19 protein-coding genes are annotated in these 22,390 nt (G+C 68.0%); 5 read left to right on the plus strand and 14 right to left on the minus strand.

What is annotated here, in order from left to right:
* Positions 1-18 precede the first annotated feature (18 nt).
* On the plus strand, positions 19-1,392 hold the full coding sequence (locus G372_RS0104760) for a nucleoside recognition domain-containing protein (protein ID WP_018865300.1): 1,374 nt from the start codon (positions 19-21) through the stop codon (positions 1,390-1,392).
* A 21-nt stretch (positions 1,393-1,413) separates the two neighbouring features.
* Here G372_RS0104760 and G372_RS0104765 read toward each other — a convergent pair whose 3' ends face one another.
* From G372_RS0104765 to G372_RS0104780, 4 genes are all read right to left on the minus strand, one after another.
* Entirely contained in the window at positions 1,414-1,620 is a 207-nt protein-coding gene (locus tag G372_RS0104765; protein WP_019623697.1) for a hypothetical protein, read from the minus strand.
* A gap of 32 nt (positions 1,621-1,652) precedes the next feature.
* Positions 1,653-1,871, minus strand: coding sequence for a hypothetical protein (locus tag G372_RS0104770; protein WP_019623698.1), 219 nt, complete (start codon positions 1,869-1,871; stop codon positions 1,653-1,655).
* 112 nt (positions 1,872-1,983) lie between these two features.
* A complete protein-coding gene (locus tag G372_RS0104775; protein WP_019623699.1) occupies positions 1,984-5,289 on the minus strand; it encodes an efflux RND transporter permease subunit in 3,306 nt (1,101 codons plus the stop codon).
* Positions 5,282-6,331, minus strand: a complete 1,050-nt coding sequence (locus G372_RS0104780; RefSeq protein WP_018865296.1) for an efflux RND transporter periplasmic adaptor subunit — start codon at positions 6,329-6,331, stop codon at positions 5,282-5,284. The genes G372_RS0104775 and G372_RS0104780 overlap by 8 nt, the downstream gene beginning before the upstream one ends.
* Positions 6,332-6,559: 228 nt before the next feature.
* Here G372_RS0104780 and G372_RS0104785 point away from each other — a divergent pair, with 228 nt between their 5' ends.
* Genes G372_RS0104785 through G372_RS0104795 form a run of 3 tightly spaced genes read left to right on the plus strand, consistent with a single transcriptional unit; the run spans position 6,560 to position 10,551 of the window.
* Positions 6,560-6,901 (plus strand): phenylpyruvate tautomerase MIF-related protein, encoded by a 342-nt coding sequence (locus G372_RS0104785; RefSeq protein WP_018865295.1) that lies wholly within the window; start codon positions 6,560-6,562, stop codon positions 6,899-6,901.
* Positions 6,902-6,959: 58 nt separating this feature from the next.
* The gene (locus tag G372_RS0104790; protein ID WP_019623700.1) at positions 6,960-8,672 is read left to right on the plus strand and encodes a proline--tRNA ligase; all 1,713 of its coding nucleotides are present in this window, start codon (positions 6,960-6,962) and stop codon (positions 8,670-8,672) included.
* 16 nt (positions 8,673-8,688) lie between these two features.
* The gene (locus tag G372_RS0104795; RefSeq protein WP_018865293.1) at positions 8,689-10,551 is read left to right on the plus strand and encodes an SLC13 family permease; all 1,863 of its coding nucleotides are present in this window, start codon (positions 8,689-8,691) and stop codon (positions 10,549-10,551) included.
* Positions 10,552-10,581: 30 nt separating this feature from the next.
* Here the strand turns inward: G372_RS0104795 and dnaQ are convergent, their stop codons facing one another.
* From dnaQ to G372_RS0104810, 3 genes are read right to left on the minus strand one after another with little or no spacing between them, the layout of a single operon-like run.
* Positions 10,582-11,298, minus strand: coding sequence for a DNA polymerase III subunit epsilon (gene dnaQ / locus G372_RS0104800; RefSeq protein WP_018865292.1), 717 nt, complete (start codon positions 11,296-11,298; stop codon positions 10,582-10,584).
* A gap of 10 nt (positions 11,299-11,308) precedes the next feature.
* Positions 11,309-11,770 (minus strand): ribonuclease HI, encoded by a 462-nt coding sequence (rnhA, locus tag G372_RS0104805; RefSeq protein ID WP_018865291.1) that lies wholly within the window; start codon positions 11,768-11,770, stop codon positions 11,309-11,311.
* Complete coding sequence (locus tag G372_RS0104810) at positions 11,763-12,527, minus strand: hypothetical protein (protein WP_020008834.1); 765 nt, start codon at positions 12,525-12,527, stop codon at positions 11,763-11,765. Before G372_RS0104810 ends, rnhA begins: the two co-directional genes overlap by 8 nt.
* On the opposite strand from G372_RS0104810, the gene G372_RS0104815 reads away from it, so the two are divergent.
* Positions 12,526-14,112, plus strand: coding sequence for a LysM peptidoglycan-binding domain-containing protein (locus G372_RS0104815; RefSeq protein WP_018865289.1), 1,587 nt, complete (start codon positions 12,526-12,528; stop codon positions 14,110-14,112). The genes G372_RS0104810 and G372_RS0104815 overlap by 2 nt on opposite strands.
* 38 nt (positions 14,113-14,150) lie before the next feature.
* Here the strand turns inward: G372_RS0104815 and hflX are convergent, their stop codons facing one another.
* The 7 genes from hflX to G372_RS0104850 form a co-directional block, all read right to left on the minus strand.
* The gene (gene hflX / locus G372_RS0104820) at positions 14,151-15,476 is read right to left on the minus strand and encodes a ribosome rescue GTPase HflX (RefSeq protein WP_019623701.1); all 1,326 of its coding nucleotides are present in this window, start codon (positions 15,474-15,476) and stop codon (positions 14,151-14,153) included.
* Positions 15,477-15,511: 35 nt separating this feature from the next.
* Positions 15,512-15,766, minus strand: a complete 255-nt coding sequence (gene hfq, locus G372_RS0104825; RefSeq protein ID WP_018865287.1) for an RNA chaperone Hfq — start codon at positions 15,764-15,766, stop codon at positions 15,512-15,514.
* A 92-nt stretch (positions 15,767-15,858) separates the two neighbouring features.
* Positions 15,859-16,806: a tRNA (adenosine(37)-N6)-dimethylallyltransferase MiaA gene (miaA, locus tag G372_RS0104830; RefSeq protein WP_019623702.1), complete on the minus strand. Its 948-nt coding sequence runs from the start codon at positions 16,804-16,806 to the stop codon at positions 15,859-15,861.
* A complete protein-coding gene (gene mutL / locus G372_RS0104835; protein WP_019623703.1) occupies positions 16,806-18,686 on the minus strand; it encodes a DNA mismatch repair endonuclease MutL in 1,881 nt (626 codons plus the stop codon). The genes miaA and mutL overlap by 1 nt, the downstream gene beginning before the upstream one ends.
* 124 nt (positions 18,687-18,810) lie before the next feature.
* Entirely contained in the window at positions 18,811-20,154 is a 1,344-nt protein-coding gene (locus tag G372_RS0104840; protein WP_018865284.1) for an N-acetylmuramoyl-L-alanine amidase, read from the minus strand.
* A 212-nt stretch (positions 20,155-20,366) separates the two neighbouring features.
* The gene (gene tsaE, locus G372_RS0104845) at positions 20,367-20,834 is read right to left on the minus strand and encodes a tRNA (adenosine(37)-N6)-threonylcarbamoyltransferase complex ATPase subunit type 1 TsaE (RefSeq protein ID WP_019623704.1); all 468 of its coding nucleotides are present in this window, start codon (positions 20,832-20,834) and stop codon (positions 20,367-20,369) included.
* The gene (locus G372_RS0104850) at positions 20,831-22,381 is read right to left on the minus strand and encodes an NAD(P)H-hydrate dehydratase (RefSeq protein WP_026340322.1); all 1,551 of its coding nucleotides are present in this window, start codon (positions 22,379-22,381) and stop codon (positions 20,831-20,833) included. Before G372_RS0104850 ends, tsaE begins: the two co-directional genes overlap by 4 nt.
* Positions 22,382-22,390 lie beyond the last annotated feature (9 nt).

The raw sequence follows: 22,390 nt of genomic DNA on the forward strand, positions 1-22,390 counted from the left end.
GCCAGGGGCGGGCGCCGCATGAATCTGATCTTTCTCGCGCTGATCGTGATCGCCGTGGCCACGGCCGCGATCCGCGAGTTCCAGTCCACCGACCCCGACGAACAGCCAATGCAGGCCCTGTCCGAGGGCGCGATCGACGCCGCCGGCTCGGCAGTCGAACTGGCGCTCGGGCTAGTCGGGGTAATGGCGCTGTTCCTCGGGCTGATGAAGATCGCCGAGGCCGGCGGCCTGCTGACCGTCCTCGCCCGCCTGCTGCGCCCGCTGATGACCCGCCTGTTCCCGTCGGTCCCGCCGGAGCACCCGGCGATGGGCGCGATGATCCTGAACTTCTCCGCCAACATCCTGGGGCTGGGCAACGCCGCGACCCCGTTCGGCATCCGCGCGATGCAGGAGCTGGAGAAGCTGAACCCGCACCCGGGCACCGCGACCAATGCGATGGCGCTGTTCCTGGCGATCAACACCTCCAGCATTACGCTGCTGCCCACCGGGGTGATCGCGCTGCGTGCCTCGCTGGGTTCCGAGGCCCCGGCGGCGATCCTGCCGACCACGCTGTTCGCCACCCTGTTCGCGACCATCGCCGGCATCACCAGTGCCCTGATCCTGCAGCGCTATTTCCGCAGTCCGGCCCCCACCCGCTCGATCGACGCGGATGCCTCCGCCGGCTCCGACGAACTGGAAGACACGATCCGGGAAGCGAGCCAGGACAGCACCGAACCGGCGAAGGCCGAGAATCGCGAGCAGGACAGCGCCCAACCCGATCAGCAGCCGATGAACATCGAGGTCCCCACCGAGGGCTACCCGGCCTGGGTCTCGATCCTGGTCCTGCTGGGGGTGCTGGCGATCATCCCGCTGACGATCGTGTACGGCCAGGCAATCGCCCCCTGGATCATCCCCGGGCTGGTAGTGGGGTTCCTGTCCTACGGGGTGATCCGCGGGGTGCCGGTCTACGAGGTCTTCGTCGAGGGGGCCAAGGAGGGCTTCAACGTGGCCCTGCGCATCATCCCCTATCTGGTGGCGATCCTGGTCGCGGTGGGGATGCTGCGCGAGAGCGGCGCTCTAGGCATGTTCGTCGGGCTGGTCGGGCCACTGACGACCCCGTTCGGCCTGCCGGCCGAGGCCCTGCCGATGGCCCTGCTGCGTCCGCTGTCCGGCTCCGGCGCCTACGGCATCATGGCCGGCATCATGCAGGACCCGGCCACCGGCCCGGACACCCATGTCGGCATCCTGGTCTCCACCCTGCAGGGCTCGACCGAGACGACCTTCTACGTGCTCGCCGTGTACTTCGGCGCGATCGGCGTCAAGCGCGTACGCCACACCCTGGCCGCGGCGCTGACGGCGGACGCCGTCGCGGTGATCGCGGCCGTGACCATCGTAGCCATCCTGTTCCTGTAACGCGTCTCCCGCGCAGCGCGGTCAGTTCGGCGGACCGCCGGGATTGATGTCCTTGTCCTTGACGATGAAGTAGACACCGATCGCGGCCAGCGCCATCCACAGCACCAGCGCGATCACCCCGAGGTATTCCCACAGGGTGACAAAGAAGAACAGCATCAGCGCGGCCGCGCCGAGGAAGATATTGCCGATCACGAAGTTCGAGGGACGGCGGGATCCGTTGTCGGACATTCCAGGCTCCTGAGGGAACAGCGCGCGAGTCGCTACTGCTTCTTGTAGGGGGCGAAGTCGAACTGTCCGGCGGTCATGTCGTCCCACAGTTCGCTCTGCAGCACGGCCAGCAGCTTGAACAGCTTGCGTAGTTCCGGGTCGTCCATGAACCGCTGGTCCTCGCTGGCCTTAAGCGCCTCGACCAATGTTGCACACTGCTCGCGGCTGATCCCGAGGACATTCAGGCCCTCTTCTCCCATCTCGACATCCATCGGGTAACTCCGGTTCGGTCAAGGCGACGATTGTAGCGGCTCGCACGCCGGCAGCGAAAACGCCGGACCCGTGCTCCGGCATTGCGCCCGCAGGCGCAATGCCGGGTGACACCTACGCCGCCTGGGCGCGGATGAGCTCGACCCGGTTGCGCACGTACAGGTAGTACAGCACCGGGATGATCACCAGCGTCAGCAGGGTGGAGACGAACACGCCGAAGATCAGCGAGATCGCCAGGCCGGAGAAGATCGGGTCGTCGAGGATGAACCCGGCGCCGACCATCGCCGCCAGCCCGGTCAGGATGATCGGCTTGGCGCGCACCGCACCCGCGTGCACCACCGCCTCGATCACCTCCACGCCGCGGCGGATCTCCTCGTTGATGAAGTCCACCAGCAGGATCGAGTTGCGCACGATGATCCCGGCCAGCGCGATCATCCCGATCATCGAGGTCGCGGTGAACTTGGCGTCCATAAAGAACGCATCCATGAACGCATGCCCCGGCATCACCCCGATCACGGTCAGCGGGATCGGCGCCATGATGATCAGCGGCACCATGTAGGAGCGGAACTGCGCCACCACCAGCAGGTAGATCAGGATCAGGCCCACCGAGTAGGCGATGCCCATGTCGCGGAAGGTCTCGTAGGTCACCTGCCACTCGCCGTCCCACTTCAGCGAAAAGTTGTACGGGTTGTCCGGCTGGCTGATGAACAGCTGCTCCAGCGGCTCGCCGTAGGCCATCGGCGTGTCGCGCAGGCCGAAGAACATGTCGAACATGCCGTACAGCGGGCTGTCCAGCCCGCCGGCCAGGTCGCCCATCACGTACACTACCGGCAGCAGGTTCTTGTGGTGGATCGAGTGCTCGAGGGTCGAGTCCACCACGTTGACGACCTCGGACAGCGGCACCAGGGTGCCGTCGCGCGAGCGCACCTTGAGCCCCAGCACCGGGTCCAGGCTGCCCTTCTCGGCCTGCTCGAACTCGAGCCGCACGGGCACCGCGTACTTCACGTTGGAGCCATAGAGGTAGGTCACGTCCTCGCCGGACAACGCGGTCTCGATGGCCTTGACCACCGCCTGCTGCGACACGCCCAGGCGCGCGGCCCGTTCGCGATCCACCTGCAGGATCTTCTTCGGCCCCGGGTATTCCACCGAGTCGTCGATGTCGGTGATGCCCTCGGTGTTCTCGAATACCTCGCGCACCTTTTTGGCGACCTCGATCTGGCCCGCATAGTCCGGGCCGTAGATCTCGGCCACGATCGGCGACATCACCGGCGGCCCCGGCGGGACCTCGACCACCTTCACCGCCGCCTCGTGGCGGTCGGCGATCGCGTTAATCGCCTCGCGCACGCCGAGGGCGATGTCGTGGCTCTTGCGCGAGCGCTCGGACTCGTGGGTCAGGTTCACCTGGATGTCCCCGACATGGCTGCCCTCGCGCAGGTAGTACTGCCGCACCAGGCCGTTGAAGTTGATCGGCGCGGCCGTGCCCGCATAGGTCTGCACGTTGTCGACCTCCGGCACGGTCTTCAGGTAGTCGGCCATCTCGGACAGCACCATCGAGGTGCGCTCCAGGCTGGTCCCCTCCGGCATGTCCAGCACCACCTGGAACTCCGACTTGTCGTCGAACGGCAGCATCTTCATCACCACCAGCTGGAAGTAGGCCAGCGAGACGGAGCCCAGGATCAGCACCAGCGTGCCGACCCACAGCGCGAGACGGTTGGCCTTCTTGCGCCCGCCGGTCCCGAGGAACGGCAACAGCAGGGTATTGAAGATCTTCATCAGCCCGGCGGAGGCGCTCTCGCCCTCCGGGCCATGACCGCCAACCGCCGGGGCCGCGTGCTCGTGCTGCTCGGCCTGACGCCGCAGGACCTTGTAGGTCAGCCACGGCGTGACCACATAGGCCACCGCCAGCGAGATGATCATCCCCATCGAGGCATTGATCGGGATCGGGCTCATATACGGCCCCATCAGGCCGGTGACGAAGGCCATCGGCAGCAGCGCCGCGATCACGGTGAAGGTCGCCAGGATCGTCGGCCCGCCGACCTCGTCGACCGCATGGGGGATGGCCTCGAGGAACTTCTTGCCCCCCTGGACCATGTGCCGGTGGATGTTCTCCACCACCACGATCGCATCGTCCACCAGGATCCCGATGGAGAAGATCAGCGCAAACAGGGACACGCGGTTGAGCGTGAAGCCGTAGGCCCAGGAGGCAAACAGCGTGATCGCCAGCGTAATCACCACCGCCACGCCGACGATGAAGGCCTCGCGCCAGCCCAGCGCGATCCAGACCAGGATCACCACCGAGGCGGTCGCGAGGATCAGCTTCTGAATCAGGGTATTCGCCTTGTCGTCGGCGGTCGCCCCGTAGTTGCGGGTGATCGTGGTCTCGATACCGTCCGGGATATAGGTGCCGCGCAGCTGCTCCAGCCGCTCGATCAGGGCATCGGCGATGTCCGGGGCGTTGGTGCCCGGCTGCTTGGCGATCGCCACGGTAACCGCCGGGTGGCTCTCGCCGACACGCGCGTGATCCCCGGCCGCTGCGCCATGGGCAAAGCGCACATGCTCGGTCGCATACGCCGGGCCCTGGATCACCTCGGCGACATCGGACAGGTAGATCGGGCGGTCGTCGTGCATGCCGACCACGAGGCCGGCAAAGGCCTCCGGTTCGGTGATGAAATCGCCGGCCTGGATCAGGACCTCCTGGTCGTCCTGGTAGAGCCGGCCGGCATCGCGCGAGAAGTTCGAGGCCTGCAGGCTGTCGCGCAGGTCATCCACCGACAGGTTGTAGGCGGACAGCGTCTCCGGCTTGAAGCGCACATGCACCACATGATCCGGACCACCGACGGTATAGATGTCACGGGTGCCGGGGACACGCTTGAGTTCGGATTCCAGCGCATGCGCCACCCGCAGCAGGTCATGACCGCCGCGATCCTCATCCTCGGTCCACAGCGTCACGTTGACGATCGGCACGTCGTCGATACCCATCGGCTTGATGATCGGCTCGCCAACCCCCAGGCCCTCGGGCAGCCAGTCCTGGTTGGAGAACACCTGGTTGTACAGGCGCACGAGCGCCGCGGTGCGGTCCTCGCCGACCTCGAACTGGATGGTGACCTGCGCCATGTTCGGGCGCGAGGTCGAATAGATGTCGTCGATGCCCTCGATCTCCGAGAGCACCTGCTCGGCCGGTGTCGCCACCAGTTGCGCGACCTCCTCGGCGCTCGCCCCGGGGAACGGGATGAACACATCGGCCATGGTCACGTTGATCTGCGGCTCTTCCTCGCGCGGGGTCACGAGGATCGCGAACAGCCCCAGCAGCAGGCCCAGCAGGGCCAGCAGAGGCGTGATCTGGGTCGTCAGGAAGGCCTGGGCGATGCGCCCGGAGATCCCCATGCGGCCGGATGCCGCGTCCGTGCTGGCATCACTCATCGGCGCCCACCTGCTGATGCTCCTTCAGGTAGATCGCCGCATGCACCGGGTCCAGCGCCACGCGCTCGCCCTCGCTCAGGCCTCCAAGGATCTCGATGTACCCGTCGTGCGTGCGCCCGACACGGACCTGACGGAAACGCACCCGGTCCTCGTCGTCGATCACGTACACAGCGGTGACCTCGCTGCGATAGACGACGGCATCGCGCGGGACGGTCAGGCGCTCGACCTCGTCCAGGAAGAACGCCGTCTTCACGAACATGCCGGGGAACAGACCCAGGTCCTCCTGCTCCGGCAGGTTCACGCGGATACGGAAGGTGGAACTCGCCGGATCGGCATAGGGGAAGATAGTCAGGCTCTCGGCCGCGAGCCGCTGGTCGTCATTCAGCAGCACCTCGGCCTCGCGGCGCTCGCGCACCGCGTGGATCAGGCGCTGCGGGATATCCACCTCCACGCGCAGACGGTCCAGGCTAATCCCCGAGAGCAGCGGCGAGCCGGGGCTGACCGACTCCCCGAACTCCACGTGGCGCTCGGTAACGATTCCGGAAAACGGCGCGAACACTTCGGTGTAACCAAGCTGCTCGCGGGCCTCCTCGACGCGGGCCTCGGCCGAGCGCAAACGCGCCCGGGCCGATTCCAGCTCGGCCTCCGCGCGCTCGAATTCCGAACGCGATACCACACCCCGCTCGAATACGTCCTGGATGCGGTTGAACTCGGAGCGTGCCTCGCCAAAGCGGGCACGGGCTTCGGCCAGATCGCCCTCGGCCTGGCTCACACGCGCCTGCTGCTCGGAATCGCTAATGCGCAACAGCAGCTCGTCCGCCTCGACGAAGTCGTCTACGTCGACGTAGATCTCGCGCACCCGGCCGGAGGTCTGCGCCGAGATCGTGGAACGCTGCACGGCCTCGACTCGGCCATCCAGAATGCGCTCCTGCGCGAGCGTCTGACGCTCTGCGGTCGCGGTCTCGAACGGGAAATCCGCCTGGGCGGAGAAGGGCAACAACAACAGGCCCCAGAGGGCCGGGCGCATCCACTTGAGTGTCATCGGCTTCGTTCCTTGCGTGCTATCGAGCCCCTTGGGTCGAGATAAAGTGGGGTCGACATATATTAGCGTTTTCTAATTTATACGCCGATTGTGCGCCGACGGCAACGCCGACGCCCGGAAATACCTTGCCGTGAGTATAGCTATATCGTCAGGCAGCGCACCCCGGACTGCACGGCCCGTCCGCTGGCCGTATCATGTGGCGCCGTAGCCAACCGAAGGGGAACCGAGATGCCGCTGCTGCGAGTCGAGACCAACACCGTCCTGCCCGACGATCCCGCGGGCCTGTGCCAGCGCCTGTCTGCGCAGGTCGCCGACTGGCTGGGCAAGCCCGAGGGCTACGTGATGGTCGCCTGCACGCACAACCCGGCGATGTGCTTCGCCGGCAGCAGCGACCCGCTCGCCTACTGCGAGCTGAAGAGCATCGGTCTGCCCGAAGGCCTGACCCGCGAGCTGTCGCGCAAGCTGTGCGACGCCCTGCAGGCCGAACTGGGCCTGGACCCGGCCCGCGTCTACATCGAATTCGCCGACGCCCCGCGCCATTTCTGGGGCACCAACGGCACCACGTTCTGATCCTGCCCGGCACCGCCGGGCCCGACTCCACCCCTCAACCCGACAAGGCACTGCCCCGATGCGCGTCTCGCAATTCCCGCTGAACACCCTGAAGGAAACCCCGGCCGACGCCGAGATCGTCTCCCACCAGCTGATGCTGCGCGCCGGCTATGTCCGCCGCCTGGCCGCCGGGCTGTACACCTGGCTGCCGCTGGGGCTGCGCGTGCTCCGCCGGGTGGAGAACATCGTGCGCGAGGAGATGGACCGCGCGGGCGCGCTGGAGGTGCTGATGCCGGCCGTGCAGCCAGCCGAGCTGTGGCAGGAGTCCGGTCGCTGGGACTTCTACGGCGCCGAGCTGCTGCGCCTGAAGGATCGCCACGAGCGCGACTTCTGCTTCGGCCCGACCCACGAGGAGGTCATCACCGATCTGGTGCGCCGCGAGATCCGCAGCTACCGCCAGCTGCCGGTCAACTACTACCAGATCCAGACCAAGTTCCGCGACGAGCGCCGCCCGCGCTTCGGCGTGATGCGCGCGCGCGAGTTCCTGATGAAGGATGCCTACTCCTTCCACCTGGATGCCGAGTCGCTGGCGCAGACCTACCAGCAGATGCACGACGCCTACTGCCGCATCTTCGAGCGCTGCGGCCTGGACTTCCGCGCGGTGGAGGCCGACACCGGCGCGATCGGCGGCAACGCCTCGCACGAATTCCACGTGCTCGCCAGCTCCGGCGAGGACGCGATCGCCTTCTCCCCCGGTGGCTATGCCGCCAACGTCGAGCTGGCCATGTGCCCGCAGCCGGCCCAGGCCCCGCCCCCCAGCGGTGACATGGAGAAGATCGCCACCCCCGGGGTGCATACCATCGAGGACCTGGCGAACTTCCTCGACATCCCGGCCGCACAGACCGTCAAGACCCTGGTCGTCGCCGCCTCCGACGCGATCGATGCCGATCTGGTCGCGCTGGTCCTGCGAGGCGACCACGAACTCAATGCGGTAAAGGCCGAGAAACACCCGTGGGTCGCCGAACCGCTGCGCATGGCCGAGGCAGCCGAGATCCGTGCCGCCTTCGGCGCCGAGCCCGGCTCCCTGGGGCCAGTGGGCAGCCCGATCCCGGTGCTGGCCGATCAGGCCGTGCTGGGCATGGCCGACATGGTTGTGGGGGCCAACGAGGACGGCCACCACCTGAAGCACGTGAACTGGGAACGCGACCTGCCGCAGCCGGAGAGCGCCGATCTGCGCAACATCACCGAGGGCGAGCCGGCCCCGGACGGCTCCGGCCCGATCGAGATCCGCCGCGGTATCGAGGTCGGCCATATCTTCCAGCTCGGCGACAAGTATTCGCAGGCACTGGGCGCCCGCGTGCTGGACGAAGACGGCCGCGAACAGGTCGTGACCATGGGCTGCTACGGCATCGGCGTCTCGCGTGTGGTCGCCGCCGCGATCGAGCAGAACTCCGACGAGCGTGGCATCTGCTGGCCCACGGCGATCGCCCCCTTCGACATCGCCCTGTGCCCGATCGGCGCCAAGAAGTCGCAGCGCGTGCGCGAGGCCGCGGAGCAGCTGCACGACGAGCTGGAGGCCGCCGGCTTCCAGGTCCTGCTGGATGACCGCGAACAGCGCCCCGGCGTGATGTTCGCCGACATGGAGCTGATCGGCATCCCGCATCGCCTGGTGATCGGCGAACGCGGCCTTGATGCCGGCGAGCTCGAATATCAGGCGCGCACCGCCAGCGAGGCCGAACACCTCCCGATGGACGGCCTGCTCGACGCCCTGCGCGAACACCTGCGCGACTGAACCCGGGGCGACCACGATGGAGGAGGTCGCCTTTACCCTGGAGATGGGGATCGTGTTCGGCCTGCTGGGGCTGACGATCCTGCTGTTCGTCACCGAGGTCATCCGGATCGACCTGGCGGCGCTGAGCGTGCTGTTCCTGCTCGGCATGGTGGCGCTGGTACCGGGCGTGGCGCCGATCGTCGAGGGCGACGAGCTGTTCTCGGGCTTCGCCTCGAACGCGGTGATCGCGATCATCGCGGTGATGATCATCGGCACGGGCCTGGACCGCTCCGGAGTGATGAACCGCCTGGCCGACCTGATCCTGCGCTTTGGCGGGCACACCGAACGCCGGGTGATGGCCACGACCTCGGGTGCCGTGGGCATCGTCACCAGCTTCATGCAGAACATCGGGGCCGCCGCTCTGTTCATGCCGGTGATCAACCGCATCGGCGCGGCCGCGCGCATCCCGCGCTCGCGGCTGCTGATGCCGATGGGCTTTGCCGCGATCGTCGGCGGCACCCTGACGCTGGTCGCCTCCAGCCCCCTGATCCTGCTCAATGACCTGATGCCCGGGCACCTGGACGACTTCGGGCTGTTCGACGTGACCCCGATCGGGCTGGCGCTGCTGGCCACCCTGATCCTCTACTTTGCGATCCTCGGGCACTGGGTTCTGCCAGCCCGCGAACCACACGACGAGGACCCGGACGAGAGCCGGGTGCAGACCACCTCGGCCTGGTTCCGCGATGTCTACGGGATGGACTTCGGCGTGCGCGAGGCGCGCCTGGGCGAGGAGAGCTCGCTGGTCGGGATGCGGGTGGGCGATTTCGAGGCGGCCTTCGGGGTGCATGTGGTGGGGGTAACCACGGGTGACGAGACGCGCATCGAGCCGAACCGCGACATCGAGCTGGAGCGCGGCGCCCACCTGGCCATCCTGGGCCCGGTCACCACCATCGAGAAGACCTGCGACAGCACCGGGACAATCCTCAAGGACCAACTCGACGTGTTTGCCAGGGCGATGTCCGCCCGCTACGCCGGCATCGCCGAGGTGATCGTGCCCCCCGGCTCCGACCTGATCGGCCAGAGCGTGCGCGACAAGGGGATGCGCCGGACCTACGGCATCTCGGTCCTGCGCATCCAGCGTGGGGACGACCGCATCGTCGACGAGGTCCCGGACACCCCGCTCAAGGCCGGCGACACCCTGGTCGTGCATACCCCGTGGGAGAACCTGCAGGCGCTGGAGGACGACCGCGACTTCGTCGTGGTCACCAGCCGCTACCCGCGCCGCCGCCGCGAAGCACCCGCCAGCCATCGGCCGCTGGCCGCGCTCGGCTCGCTGGCGCTGGGCCTGGGGCTGGTGCTGTTCACCGACCTGCCACTGGCACTGGCCCTGCTGGGGGGTGCGCTGGGGATGATCTTCACCGGCGTGATCGCGATGGACGAGGCCTACCGCGGCATCAGCTGGAAGACGGTGTTTCTGCTGGCCTCGCTGATCCCGCTGGGGCTCGCGGTGGAGAACTCCGGCGCCGGCGAGTGGATCGCGACCAACGGCATGGCGCAGCTGGAGGGGATGCCGGTCTGGGTCCTGCAGGTCGCCGTGTTCCTGCTGGCCACCTTCTTCACGCTGGTGATGTCGAACGTGGGGGCCACGGTACTGCTGGTGCCGCTGGCGGCCAGCTTCGCCACTGTCGCCCAGGGCGTGGGCATCGACGCCGATCCGCGGGTGTTCGCGCTGATCGTCGCGATTGCCGCATCCAACTCCTTCCTGCTGCCCACCCACCAGGTGAATGCCCTGATTATGGACCCGGGCGGCTACCGCGTAGCCGACTACCTGCGCGCCGGCTCGCTGATGACCTTGCTGTTCATGGTCGTCTCGCTGATGGTCATCAACCTGATCTTCTGACCGCGATCGGACGCGCCGCGACGTCCGCCGTCAGGAGGTGGTCGCACGCCAGCGGCAGGCGCCGCCCGCGGCCTCGTCCAGCGTGCGCAGCAGGGCCTCGTGCGCGGCCTGCTCGTCGGCGTCCGGCTCGATCACCGGCAGGGGCTTGCCGGAGCGCTGCGCACGCACCGGGGCGCCGGTCTCCATGCCGCCCTCGCCCCCGGCATCCAGCCCCAGGGCGACCTGCCCCCCGGTCATCGCCAGATAGACATCCGCCAGCAACTCGGCATCAAGCAGCGCGCCATGCAGCGTGCGCCCGGAGGCATCGATCTCGTAGCGCTTGCACAAGGCGTCCAGTGAATTGCGTGTGCCCGGGTGCATGCGTCGCGCCATCACCAGCGAATCGAGCACGGTACAGGCCTGTGCGAGCTCCGCTACCGGTGCGGCATCGCCCAGCAGCCGCAGCTCGTGATTGATGAAACCGACATCGAACGGCGCGTTGTGGATAACCAGCTCGGCCCCGCGCACGAAATCGATGAACTCTCCGGCAATGTCGGCAAAGCGCGGCTTGTCAACGAGGAACTCGTTGGTGATCCCGTGGACCTCGATGGCCCCGGCATCGATCTCGCGGTCCGGCTGCAGGTACTCGTGCAGCTTGCGTCCGGTCGGACGCCGGTTGTCCAGCTCCAGGCAGCCGATCTCGATGATGCGATGGCCCTCGGCCGGCTCCAGGCCGGTGGTCTCGGTGTCCAGCACGATCTGTCGCATGCTAAAGGTCTCAGTTCTCGATAGGTTGGCCGGCGAGCAGGGCATCGATCCCCGCATTGGCCAGCTGGTCGGCACGCTCGTTCTCCGGGTGACCGCTGTGACCGCGCACCCAGTACCACTCGATGTCGTGGCGCGCGGCCTGGGCGTCCAGCGCCTCCCACAGGTCGCGGTTCTTCACCGGGGAACCGCTGGCGGATTTCCAGTTACGACGCTTCCAGCCGGGCAGCCATTCGGTCACGCCCTGCTTCACGTACTTCGAATCCGTGACCAGTTCCACCTTGCAGGGGCGCTTGAGCGTCTCCAGGGCGCGGATCGCGGCCGTCAGTTCCATCCGGTTGTTGGTGGTCTCGGCCTCCGCCCCGTGCAGCTCGCGCTCGGTCCCGCGATAGCGCAGGATCGCGCCCCAGCCGCCGGGGCCCGGGTTGCCACGACAGGCGCCGTCGGTATAGATGTACACACGCTCTTCATCCATGGACTGACTTTGATTCGCTGCGGCTCGAGGTGCGCGAGGATACCAGCCCCGGCCGCAGGCGGGGGCCCGGAGTGGCAAAGCGATACTGCGTAGCCGGACGCAATGGCAGATCCACCCGCTTGTGCGCGACCGTAAGGATCACGCTGGCCAGTGGCGGCAGGCCCCGCCGGGTCCAGGCGTCCACCGGGGCCAGCCGTTGCTGCCAGGTCTCGGACAGACCGGGCGGCAGCAGGCTGAGACTCCACTGCTCCAGCACCTCCAGGTCGGCCGACTCCACGAACTCGCGGTACTGTCGACGTCTGAGCCCCTCGGGCAGCGGCGAGACCCGCACTCCGCCCTGATCCCCCAGTTGCAGGCGATTACCCTCCAGCATGAAGACCATACCCTCCGGCTCCAGCACACGCGCCGCTTCCGCCACCACGGCGGCGGGAAGGTCACTGTAGGCGCAGGGGTGGGCCAGCACGATGCGGCGCGCACAGTCCGATTCCAGCGGCCAGAACTCCGGCTCCATCAATAGCCCGGGCCGCGAGGAGTCCATGCGCACGATCGGCCCCCCCAGGGTATCGGACTCCTCCAGCATCGGGACCGGTGAGAGCTCGATCGCCACCTCTCCGGGGCCGGGTGCCGCATGTTGCCGAATGCGTTGCAAAAGCCGCTCGCGCACCCGCCGACCCTGCGGCTTCTCGTACCAGTGAGAAAGCCAGCGCAGAAAAGGGTCTTGGTGATATTCCGCGTGTGGTTTATCCTTCAGCGCCATGATGATCCGACCCCGCTCCCGACTGCCGCTTGGCATAACCCTGGGCCTGACAACCCTGCTGGCCTCAGCCTGTAGCCTACACGACTCCGACCGCGCGCTGGATACCTCCCAGGTCGACAAACCCGTCGTGGAGGGGCCGAGCCAGGCCGACGTCCAGGCCGCCATGGAACGCCAGGCGCGCGAGGCCGCCGACCAGGCCGCGGAGACCGACGACCTCTGGGAACGCACCCGCCTGGGCTTCGGCTTTACGGACGATCTGCGCCACGAGCGGGTGGAACAGTACATCGAGCACTACCGCAACAACCCGCGCATCGTCCAGCTATCGACCGAACGAGCCGAGCCATTCGCCTATTTCATACTCTCCGAGATCGAGAAGCGCGACATGCCGGCCGAGCTCCTGCTGCTGCCGATCGTGGAAAGCGGCTTTGCCGCCGAGGCGACCTCCAGCGGCCGCGCGGCCGGGATCTGGCAGTTCATCCCCGCAACCGGCGACCATTTCGACCTGGCACGCGACGACTGGTACGACGGCCGCCGCGACGTCTACCAGTCCACCCTCGCTGCGCTGGACTACCTGGAGGCGCTTTATCACCGCTTCGATGACTGGTACCTGGCCCTGGCCGCCTACAACTTCGGTCAGGGCAACGTGACCCGAGCGATGGAGCGCAACGCCGCACGCGGGGAACCCACCGACTACTGGAGCCTGGAGCTCTCGGCCGAGGCGACCGCCTATGTGCCACGCCTGCTGGCCCTGCGCGAGCTGTTCCTGAACCCCGACGAACACGGGACGCAGATCACGCCGATCGCCAATGAGCCGGCCCTGGAGCGGATCGAACCCGGCCGCCAGGCCGATCTCGCCCTGATCGCCGAGATGGTCGGACTCGAGGCGGACGACCTGAAGCGCCTGAACCCGGGCTATCAGCGCCACGCGACCCACCCGTCCAGTGCCCAGCACCTGTTCGTTCCGCACGACGCGGCCGAGGCCCTGGAAGTGGCGCTGGCCGAACACGGTGACGATCCGCTGATCCGCTTCCGGGAATACACAGTGGCCAGCGGCGACAACCTTGGCTCCATTGCCCAGCGGGCCGGCACTCGCGTGGCCGTGCTGCGCGAGATGAACGAGCTCAATGGCGACAACATCCGTGCCGGACAGACCCTGAAGCTGCCGGTGACCGGGCAGGAAGACGCCGAGATCCAGGTCGCGGCCGCCGCCGAGGCAGGCGAGCTCGACAGCTACGAAATCCAGGAAGGCGACAGCCTGTGGACGATCAGCGAGCGCACGGGCATGACCATCAGCGAGCTGCGCGCGGCCAACGAGCTGGAGCGCGATGCCATCCTGCGTCCGGGCGATACGTTGCAGGTCGCCCAGGCCGATGCGGGGAGTTCGTCGGATAACGGCCGCAGCGTGGCCTACGAGATCCAGCCCGGGGACTCCCTGTCCAGCATCGCCCGCCAGTTCCAGGTCTCGGTGAGCGACCTGCGCCGCTGGAATTCGCTCAACGGCGACGGCATCCGTGCAGGAGAGACCCTGACGCTCTACGTCGCCGAGGGCGACGACGAGGCCCTTGCACGGGCCCGCGATACCTGAGCTGCACCCACGCGGCTCACAGCCCCCCGGCCGCAGTCCTACTGACCCACCGCGGTCGAAGGGGTCTCGTCGAACGCGATCTCGATCTGCTCCGGGTTCAGACCGGCATCACTCACCAGCTGCCGGAAACGCCGCTGCGGCAGGCTCAGGCGTAGCTGGATCTGACCGTCCGCGGTGGTCTGCTCCGCCTCCACGGCCTTCTCCTCGTACAGCTGGGCCCGCAGGCGACCGGCGGCGGCCGGAAGCTCTACCCAGCCCCGCATCATCGACTCGGTAAAGGTCTCGGCCAGGCGCTCTTCCAGTGTGACAATGCCCTCGCCCGTATATGCGGACACCCAGAAGACGTCATCGCTGGAGCCGAAACGGGATGCGTCCGCATCGGGAGTCGATTCCAGCCGGTCAATCTTGTTGTAGACCCGCCAGCAGGGGACATCCTGCGCACCGATCTCCTCCAGCACGGCCTCGACCTGGCGGATGCGCGCCTCGCGCTCGGGGTCGGCGGCGTCGATCACGTGCAGCAGCAACGCGGCCTCGCGGGTCTCGGTCAGCGTCGCCTTGAAGGCCGCCACCAGTTCGTGTGGCAGGTCACGCACGAACCCGACGGTGTCCGCCAGGATCAGCGACTGGTGCGGGGCCAGGTCCAGCCGCCGCAGGGTCGGATCCAGGGTCGCGAACAGCTGATCCGCCTCGTACACATCCGAATGCGTCAGGCGGTTGAACAGCGTGGACTTGCCGGCGTTGGTATAGCCCACCAGGGACACGGTCGGGATCTCGTTGCGCAGGCGCGCCTGACGGCCCTGCTCGCGGGTGCGCTCGACCTTCTCCAGACGCCGTTCGATGTGCTTGATGCGCGCGGCCAGCAGGCGGCGGTCGGTTTCCAGCTGGGTTTCCCCCGGCCCGCGCAGACCAATGCCGCCCTTCTGGCGCTCCAGGTGAGTCCAGCCGCGCACCAGCCGGGTGGCCATGTGCCGCAACTGGGCCAGCTCGACCTGCAGCTTGCCTTCGTGCGAACGTGCGCGCTGGGCAAAGATGTCGAGGATCAGCCCCGCACGGTCCAGCACCCGGCATTGCAGGTGCCGTTCGAGGTTGCGTTCCTGACTGGGCGAGAGGGCGTGGTTGAAGATGACCACATCGGCGCCGTGGGCCTCGACCGCGGCACGAATCTCGTCGGCCTTGCCGGCGCCCACGAACAGGCGCGGATGCGGGCGGTCTCTTGAACCCCGCACGAGCTCGAGCACATCCGCGCCGGCGGAACGGACCAGCTCGTCGAATTCCTGGACCTGGGCCTCGATGTCGGGGTTTTCGCCGATGGCCAGGGCCACCAGCACGGCGCGATCGCCGGCGCTGTCGGGGCGCTCAAACAAGAAGGATGAACCTCCCGCGCATAATCACTGGCTGCTCACGCCTCCGCCTCAGCGGTGGCGGTCGCTTCACCTTCGTTATTCATGCGCACCTGACGGGACGGGACGATGGTCGAGATCGCGTGCTTGTACACCATCTGCGAGACCGTGCTGCGCAACAGGACCACGAACTGATCGAAGGACTCGATCTGCCCCTGCAACTTGATGCCGTTGACCAGATAGATCGAAACGGGAATACGGTCTCGACGCAGCGCGTTCAGGAAGGGTTCCTGCAGCATTTGCCCTTTGGCCATCAGTGCATTCCTTGGTTGTTATTCTTCAATCTCGCCACACGCCAGAGGCTCCTCCACCAAACCCTGACGGGGCCTCTTCAGAGAGTAGCACATCAGCGGTCGAAGTCCGCGGAGCGAATCGCGCTCAGTACCTCCGACCAATCGACCGTGGACGCGTTCAATCGGGCATGCAGGGGGAACCGCCGCAGGCCCGTCAGCTGGCGCTTGGCCAGTTGCCGGGTAGCGGCGATCGCCCGCTCGCGGAACTGCGCAAAATCGAGCTCTCCCGCCAGCCACTGCCAGCCCTGACGGTAGCCCACCGCACGCTGGGAGGGATGCTCCGCCGTCAGCCCCGGGCGCTGTTGCAGGGCCACCAGTTCGTCGACAAACCCGGCCTCCAGCATCGCGTCGAAGCGGCGGGCGATGCGGTCGCGCAACGCCTCGCGATCCTCCGGCCACAGAGCCAGTGACACCCAGCCCTCCGGCACACGGGCCGCTGCACCCTGCTGGAAGCTCGACAACGGACGCCCGGTCGCCTCGAAGACCTCCAGGGCCCGCAGGATGCGTTGCGGGTCATTCGGGTGGATGCGCGCCGCGGCCGCGGGATCCACCCTGGCCAGTTCGCGATGCAGGCCCTGCCCACCCTCCACGTCCAGGCGTGCACGCACCCGTTCGCGCACCGCATCCGGTACCTCGGGGATCGCGTCGAAGCCATCCAGCAGTGCACGCAGGTACAACAGGGTGCCACCCGCCAGCAGGGCCACCCGGCCACGCGCGTGGATACCGGCGATCGCCTCCCGGGCGTCGCGCGCGAAGTCGGCGGCGCTGTAGGTGTCCTCCGGGTCGCGGATATCCAGCAGATGATGTGGTACGCGGGCACGTTCCTCCGCGGTCGGCTTCGCGGTGCCGATATCCATGCCGCGATAGACCAGCGCGGAATCAACGCTGACGATCTCGGCTTCCAGCGCCTCGGCCAGTGCCAGCGACAGCGCGGTCTTCCCCGAGGCCGTCGGTCCGGCCAGGATCACCACCGGCGGGCGGCCGGACTCGACTGCACCCATTACCGGCCTCGCAGGAACAAGCGATCCAGCGCCTGGTGATCGAGCTCCACCCAGGTCGGGCGGCCGTGGTTGCACTGGCCGGAGCGTTCGGTCGCCTCCATGTCGCGCAACAGCTGGTTCATCTCCGGGAGCGTCAGACGCCGGCCGGAACGCACCGAACCGTGGCAGGCCATGGTGCCCAGCACCGCATTCATCGCGCCCTCGGCGCGGTGGCTGTAGCCGACGGCCGCGAGGTCCGCGAGCACATCGCGCACCAACTGCGCGGTGTCACGCCCGCGCAGCAGCGCCGGGACCGCCCGCAGGGTCAGCGCCTCTGGCCCCGACCGATCCAGTTCGAAACCCAAAGCACCCAGTACACCGGCATGCTCCTCGGCCAGTGCGGCCTCGGCGGGCGTCACCTCCACCGTCTCCGGGACCAGCAGGGGCTGCGAGGTAATGCCCTGTGCACCCCATTCCCGCTTGAGGCGCTCGTAGGTAATGCGCTCGTGCGCCGCATGCATGTCGACCACGATCAGGCCGCGCGCATTCTCCGCGAGGATAAAGGTCTCCGCGACCTGCCCCAGCGCGAAGCCCAGCGGTGGCATACCTTCCACACCATCACTTTCACTCGCACCGACTGCCGCCGCGAACGAACGGGGTGCGGGCTCGGCCACCGCGGCTGGCCCGCGGAACTCGGCCCAGGCCGCCGCATAATCTGATGATGTGCCAGGCGCATACTCGCGGCGATCACCCAATCCGGCCGCAGGCGACCGGTCTTCGGCCCGGGACTCGGGCACCCCCAGCCCGCTCAGGGCGCGTTCGCGCGGGAACCCCGGCGCAGCCTGCTTCTGCGGCGACCGGGCAGCACCGGGCTCGGCCGGGAGATGCCCGGGCATCCCGCCGTCGCCGGGACGCACATCGGCCAGCGCCTTGTGCAGGGCGTGAAAGATGAAGTCGTGCACCATGCGCGACTCGCGGAAACGCACCTCCTGCTTGGTGGGATGGGCGTTCACGTCCACCTGCACCGGGTCCAGTTCGAGCTCCAGCACGAACATCGGGTGACGGCCGTGGTAGAGCACGTCCTGGTAGGCCTTGCGCACGGCTGCCGCCAGCACACGGTCGCGAATCGCGCGGCCATTGACGAAGAAATACTGCTGGTCGGGCTGGGCCCGGGACTGGGTCGGCGCCCCCAGCCAGCCGGAGAGCTTGAGGCCGGCACGCTGCTCGTCCACCGGCGTCGCCGCGTCCATGAAGGCCTCGCCCAGCAGGGCACGCACACGTTCGGCGGGGTCCGCCGCGGCGGGCAGGTCCAGTACCACGCGATCGTTGTGGCGCAGGGTGAAGGCCACCTCCGGGCAGGCCGCCGCCTGGGTGCGGATGACCGTCTCGCAGTGATTGAACTCGGTGCGCTCGGTGCGCACGAACTTGCGCCTTGCGGGGACATTGAAGAACAGGTCGCGCACCTCGACCGTCGTGCCCACCGGGTGCGCGGCCGGGGCCGCCTCGCGAAAGACATCCGAGCCGTCCCCGGTCAACCGCCAGCCATTGCGCTCACCTTCCACCGTCGAGGTCATGGACAGGCGCGAGACGGATGCGATCGACGGCAATGCCTCGCCGCGAAAGCCCAGGGTGTGCAGGGCCTCCAGATCCTCCATCGAACGGATCTTGCTGGTCGCGTGGCGTGACAACGCCAGCGGTAGCTGGTCGCGATGGATGCCGCAACCGTTATCGCTGATCTGGATCAGACGAATGCCGCCCTGCTCCAGACGGATCTCGATGCGGGTCGAGCCCGCGTCCAGGGCATTCTCCACAAGCTCCTTGACCACTGAGGCCGGGCGCTCGACCACCTCGCCCGCCGCGATCTGGTTGATCAGTTGCTCGGAGAGTTTCTCGATGGACACGCGCGAATCCGTGGGCCGGAATGGGCCCACAAGCCTAGGGAAACACGGTCCGATTTGCACGCTTTGGGGCCCCAATGGCGTTACCAGTGGGATACGGTGGCCTGAAACCGTGAATGCCTGCGTATCAGGAGTCGCGCGGGATCTGCAGAACCTGACCGGCGTAGATGCGATCGTCCCTGACATCGTTCGCCGAACGCAGATCGGTCAGCGACAGGCTGTAGCGGTCGGCGATCCCCGAGAGCGTCTCCCCAGGGCGAATGATGTGCTGATCCGGCTGGCCGTCGGCGATCAGCGTGCCCGGACGCGCGTGGGTCGAGAAGTACGACCGCAGCCCGGTCAGCAGCGCGTCCGCCAGCGAGTTCTGGAAGTCCGTACTGCGCAGCTTGCGCTCCTCGGACGGATTGGAGATAAACGCCGCCTCGACCAGGATGGACGGGACATCGGGCGAGCGCAGCACCGCGAAGTTGGCCCGCTCGACCTCCGGCTTGCGCACCTTGCCCACCCGGTGCAGTTCGGAGATCATGCGCTCGGCCAGGGTATTGCTCGCCTCGAGACTGCCGCTCTGAGCGAGGTCCAGCAGCACGTTGGTCAGGGAGTCATCCTTGCCGTTGATCGGCACACCACCCAGCCGCAGGTCGGCCTGGTTCTCGCGCTGCGCCAGGAACCGGGCGGCCTCGCTGGAGGCCCCGCGTTCGGAGAGCATGTATACCGAGGAGCCCTGCACGTTGCGGTTGGCGATCGCGTCGGCGTGGATCGACATGAACACGTCGGCATCCGCCTCGCGCGCGCGCTCGATGCGCTCGCGCAGGGGCAGGAAGTAGTCCCCGGTACGGATCATCACCGCCTTCATGCCGCGTTCGTCATCGACGCGTTCGGCCAGACGCCTGGAGATCTGCAGCACCACGTCCTTCTCGCGGGTCCCGCCGGGACCGATCGCCCCCGGGTCATGCCCGCCATGGCCGGCGTCGATCGCGACCACGACATCACGCAGGTCCTCCTGCGAACGACCGCGGCGCGGTTCGCCGTTGTCGCCGGACTCCTCGCGGGCCGACTGTGTGGGGGCACCCTCGCGGCTGGTCAGATCCAGCACCAGACGGTGCGGGGAATCCTGGGCCGGCATCAGCTTGAAACTGCGCGGCTCGATCGGCTTGCGCAGGTCGAACACCACCCGCAGATCGCCGCCATCCCGCGGGGCGTGACGAATCGACTCCACGACCGAACGTGGATTGGAGCTGAGCTTCAGCTCGTCCACCGCGCGGGCGTTCTTGATGTCCACCACCAGGCGATCGGGCGACTCGAGCTTGAACATCGAGTACTCGGCATCGCCGTCCATGTCGAAGACCAGGCGCGTGGTGTCGCCATCCACGGACATGCGCACCCGCTCGACACCCGTGCGCGCGAGCGCGGGCAGCGGCAGCCCGACCAGCCCCAGGGCAGTCAGGGCGCGCAGCACCTGGCGGCGGCGCATATCCGGAATCGTGCTTTGGCCCACGGCGAATCCCTTTTTAATTCAGGGGGTCTGACTCCATTGTGGACGCTTTTTCTGGAAAAGCAATAGCAAAATTCGTTCTTTATGAGCGAGATATCGCGGTTTTTGCGTGTGCCATTGCAACTGAGACCTCGCCCGACAAGAACCGAAGCCCCTCTCAGAAACTCGATTTTTTACGTTTTTTCATTGGGTTATAAGGATGGGGAGTGTCGCTCGAGGCGCGTGCGATACTCGCCGGCGGCCGGGCCGGAGACATAAAGCATGCGCCCGTCCGGCTCGCACGGCTCCAGCCGCACCCGCAGATCCGGTTCCGGCAGCCAGCCCGCCCCGCGCTCCGGCCATTCCACCAGCCAGAGTGCCTGCCCGCCAAAGGCCTCGCGCACCCCCAGATACTCCAGCTCCTCCGGGTCCGCCAGGCGATACAGGTCGAAGTGCAGCACGTGGCGCCCCTGGAGTTCGTAGGGCTCCACCAGCGTGTAGGTGGGGCTGCGCACGCTGCCCGCATGCCCCAGTGCCTGCAGGAGACCGCGCGCCCAGGTGGTCTTGCCCGCGCCGAGATCCCCCTCCAGGTAGACGATCCGCAGGCCTTCCATCCCCGCCAGGGCTGCACCGGCCCGCTCCGTGGCCGCGGCGTCCGGCAGCCGGATCCCTTCGTTCACGCCCCTTCCTCCCCGGCGGCGGCCGGCAGGGCATCCGCCAGCTCGCCCGCCAGCAGCCCGCGCCAGCTGCCCAGCCGCGCGCGCAGGACCTGGCCCGCGGCACAATGCCAGGCTGCCCCGATCTCGGCCGCGGCACGCGCCTCGAGCCCCTGCGCCCGCAGCGCGACGATAATCCCCGTGAGCACATCCCCGCTCCCGGGGACCGCCATGCCGGCATGGCCTCCGGTCACACAGGTCAGCGGCCCGCCCCCAACATCGGGATCGGCGTCGGCGTCGGCGTCGGCGTCGGCGTCGGCGACCAGCGTCCCGGCCCCCTTGAGCAGCGACACGCCGCCGAAGCGCTGCGCCAGCTCGAGCACGGCCGCCGGTCGATCGGCCTCGACCTCCGACGCCGGGCGGTTCAACAGGCGACCGGCCTCGCCCGGATGCGGCGTCAGGACCCAGGAGTCCATCTGACGGGGTGTCGCGGCCAGCAGATTGAGGGCATCGGCATCCACCACCAGGGGCACACCGGCATCCGCGACTGCGTGCCACAGGCGGCGCCCCCATTCCTCGGTACCCAGACCCGGACCTGCCGCGATCACATCCACCTGACGGGCCAGACGCAACAGATCGGCCGGCGCGCGCACCGCCCGCACCATGATCTCGGGCCGGTCGGCATTGGCCCAGGCCGCATGGTCCTCGTGCGTGGCCAGCGTCACGCGCCCGGCCCCGGCGCGCAGGGCCGCCAGCGCCGTCAGACGGGCCGCCCCGGAGAACCCCGGCGCGCCCCCGACCACCAGCACATGCCCGGCGTCGCCCTTGTGCGCCCCCGGCCGGCGGGCCGGCAGGCGGGCCCGCCAGCCCTCCGGGCCCAGATGCCGGGCCCGCGGCATCACGCCCCGGGCGATCTGCTCGGGCAGATCCAGCCGTGCCACCTCCACGCTACCCGCGCAGTCCACGCCTGCGCCGGTGCGCAGGCCCAGCTTGTCGGCAATCATGGTCACGGTAAGCCGGGCGCGCACCGCGGGTCCCGGCACCGCGCCCGTATCGGCATTGACGCCCGAGGGGATGTCCGCGGCCAGCACGGGTCGTCCGGAGGCATTCAGGCGCTCGACCACCTCGCCGTAGGCATCATGCAGCGGTCGCTCCAGCCCGATACCGAACAGGCAGTCGACCCACAGCTCGGCGTCCGCCGGGTCGAAGGCCTCGAGCGGCGCCGTCGCACCCCCGTGCTCGATCCAGCGCCGATGTGCCTGACGTCCGTCCGACTCCGGGCGCGCACGCGACGGGCCGCCGTGGAGCCGCACATCCAGGCCGGCCTGTGCCGCCAGTCGCGCCAGCACATAGCCGTCGCCCCCGTTGTTGCCGGGGCCGCAGAGGATGCCGAGCCGGCGCACAGCGGGCCAGTGGGCCCTGACGGCCGCCAGCAGGGCCGCCCCGGCCCGCTCCATCAATTCCCCGGGCACGATCTCCGGCAGGGCCATACCGGCCGCATCCAGGGCCCGCATGCCCTCGCTGTCGTAGAGCGCGCTGGTCAGGGGGATCACCCCGGGTCCATCATTCACGTTTCTTGC

It is taken from the genome of Thioalkalivibrio thiocyanoxidans ARh2, from assembly GCF_000385215.1.
Classification (GTDB): domain Bacteria; phylum Pseudomonadota; class Gammaproteobacteria; order Ectothiorhodospirales; family Ectothiorhodospiraceae; genus Thioalkalivibrio; species Thioalkalivibrio thiocyanoxidans.

Excerpts from the sequence above, each read along its gene's own strand:
- G372_RS0104810 (WP_020008834.1), bottom strand. The coding sequence starts at position 12,527 with ATGGCGCTGAAGGATAAACCACACGCGGAATATCACCAAGACCCTTTT.
- G372_RS0104785 (WP_018865295.1), top strand. The coding sequence starts at position 6,560 with ATGCCGCTGCTGCGAGTCGAGACCAACACCGTCCTGCCCGACGATCCC.
- hfq (WP_018865287.1), bottom strand. The coding sequence starts at position 15,766 with ATGGCCAAAGGGCAAATGCTGCAGGAACCCTTCCTGAACGCGCTGCGT.
- G372_RS0104790 (WP_019623700.1), top strand. The coding sequence starts at position 6,960 with ATGCGCGTCTCGCAATTCCCGCTGAACACCCTGAAGGAAACCCCGGCC.
- G372_RS0104770 (WP_019623698.1), bottom strand. The coding sequence starts at position 1,871 with ATGGATGTCGAGATGGGAGAAGAGGGCCTGAATGTCCTCGGGATCAGC.
- G372_RS0104780 (WP_018865296.1), bottom strand. The coding sequence starts at position 6,331 with ATGACACTCAAGTGGATGCGCCCGGCCCTCTGGGGCCTGTTGTTGTTG.
- G372_RS0104775 (WP_019623699.1), bottom strand. The coding sequence starts at position 5,289 with ATGAGTGATGCCAGCACGGACGCGGCATCCGGCCGCATGGGGATCTCC.
- G372_RS0104795 (WP_018865293.1), top strand. The coding sequence starts at position 8,689 with ATGGAGGAGGTCGCCTTTACCCTGGAGATGGGGATCGTGTTCGGCCTG.
- dnaQ (WP_018865292.1), bottom strand. The coding sequence starts at position 11,298 with ATGCGACAGATCGTGCTGGACACCGAGACCACCGGCCTGGAGCCGGCC.
- miaA (WP_019623702.1), bottom strand. The coding sequence starts at position 16,806 with ATGGGTGCAGTCGAGTCCGGCCGCCCGCCGGTGGTGATCCTGGCCGGA.
- G372_RS0104765 (WP_019623697.1), bottom strand. The coding sequence starts at position 1,620 with ATGTCCGACAACGGATCCCGCCGTCCCTCGAACTTCGTGATCGGCAAT.
- G372_RS0104815 (WP_018865289.1), top strand. The coding sequence starts at position 12,526 with ATGATGATCCGACCCCGCTCCCGACTGCCGCTTGGCATAACCCTGGGC.
- G372_RS0104840 (WP_018865284.1), bottom strand. The coding sequence starts at position 20,154 with ATGCGCCGCCGCCAGGTGCTGCGCGCCCTGACTGCCCTGGGGCTGGTC.
- rnhA (WP_018865291.1), bottom strand. The coding sequence starts at position 11,770 with ATGGATGAAGAGCGTGTGTACATCTATACCGACGGCGCCTGTCGTGGC.
- G372_RS0104760 (WP_018865300.1), top strand. The coding sequence starts at position 19 with ATGAATCTGATCTTTCTCGCGCTGATCGTGATCGCCGTGGCCACGGCC.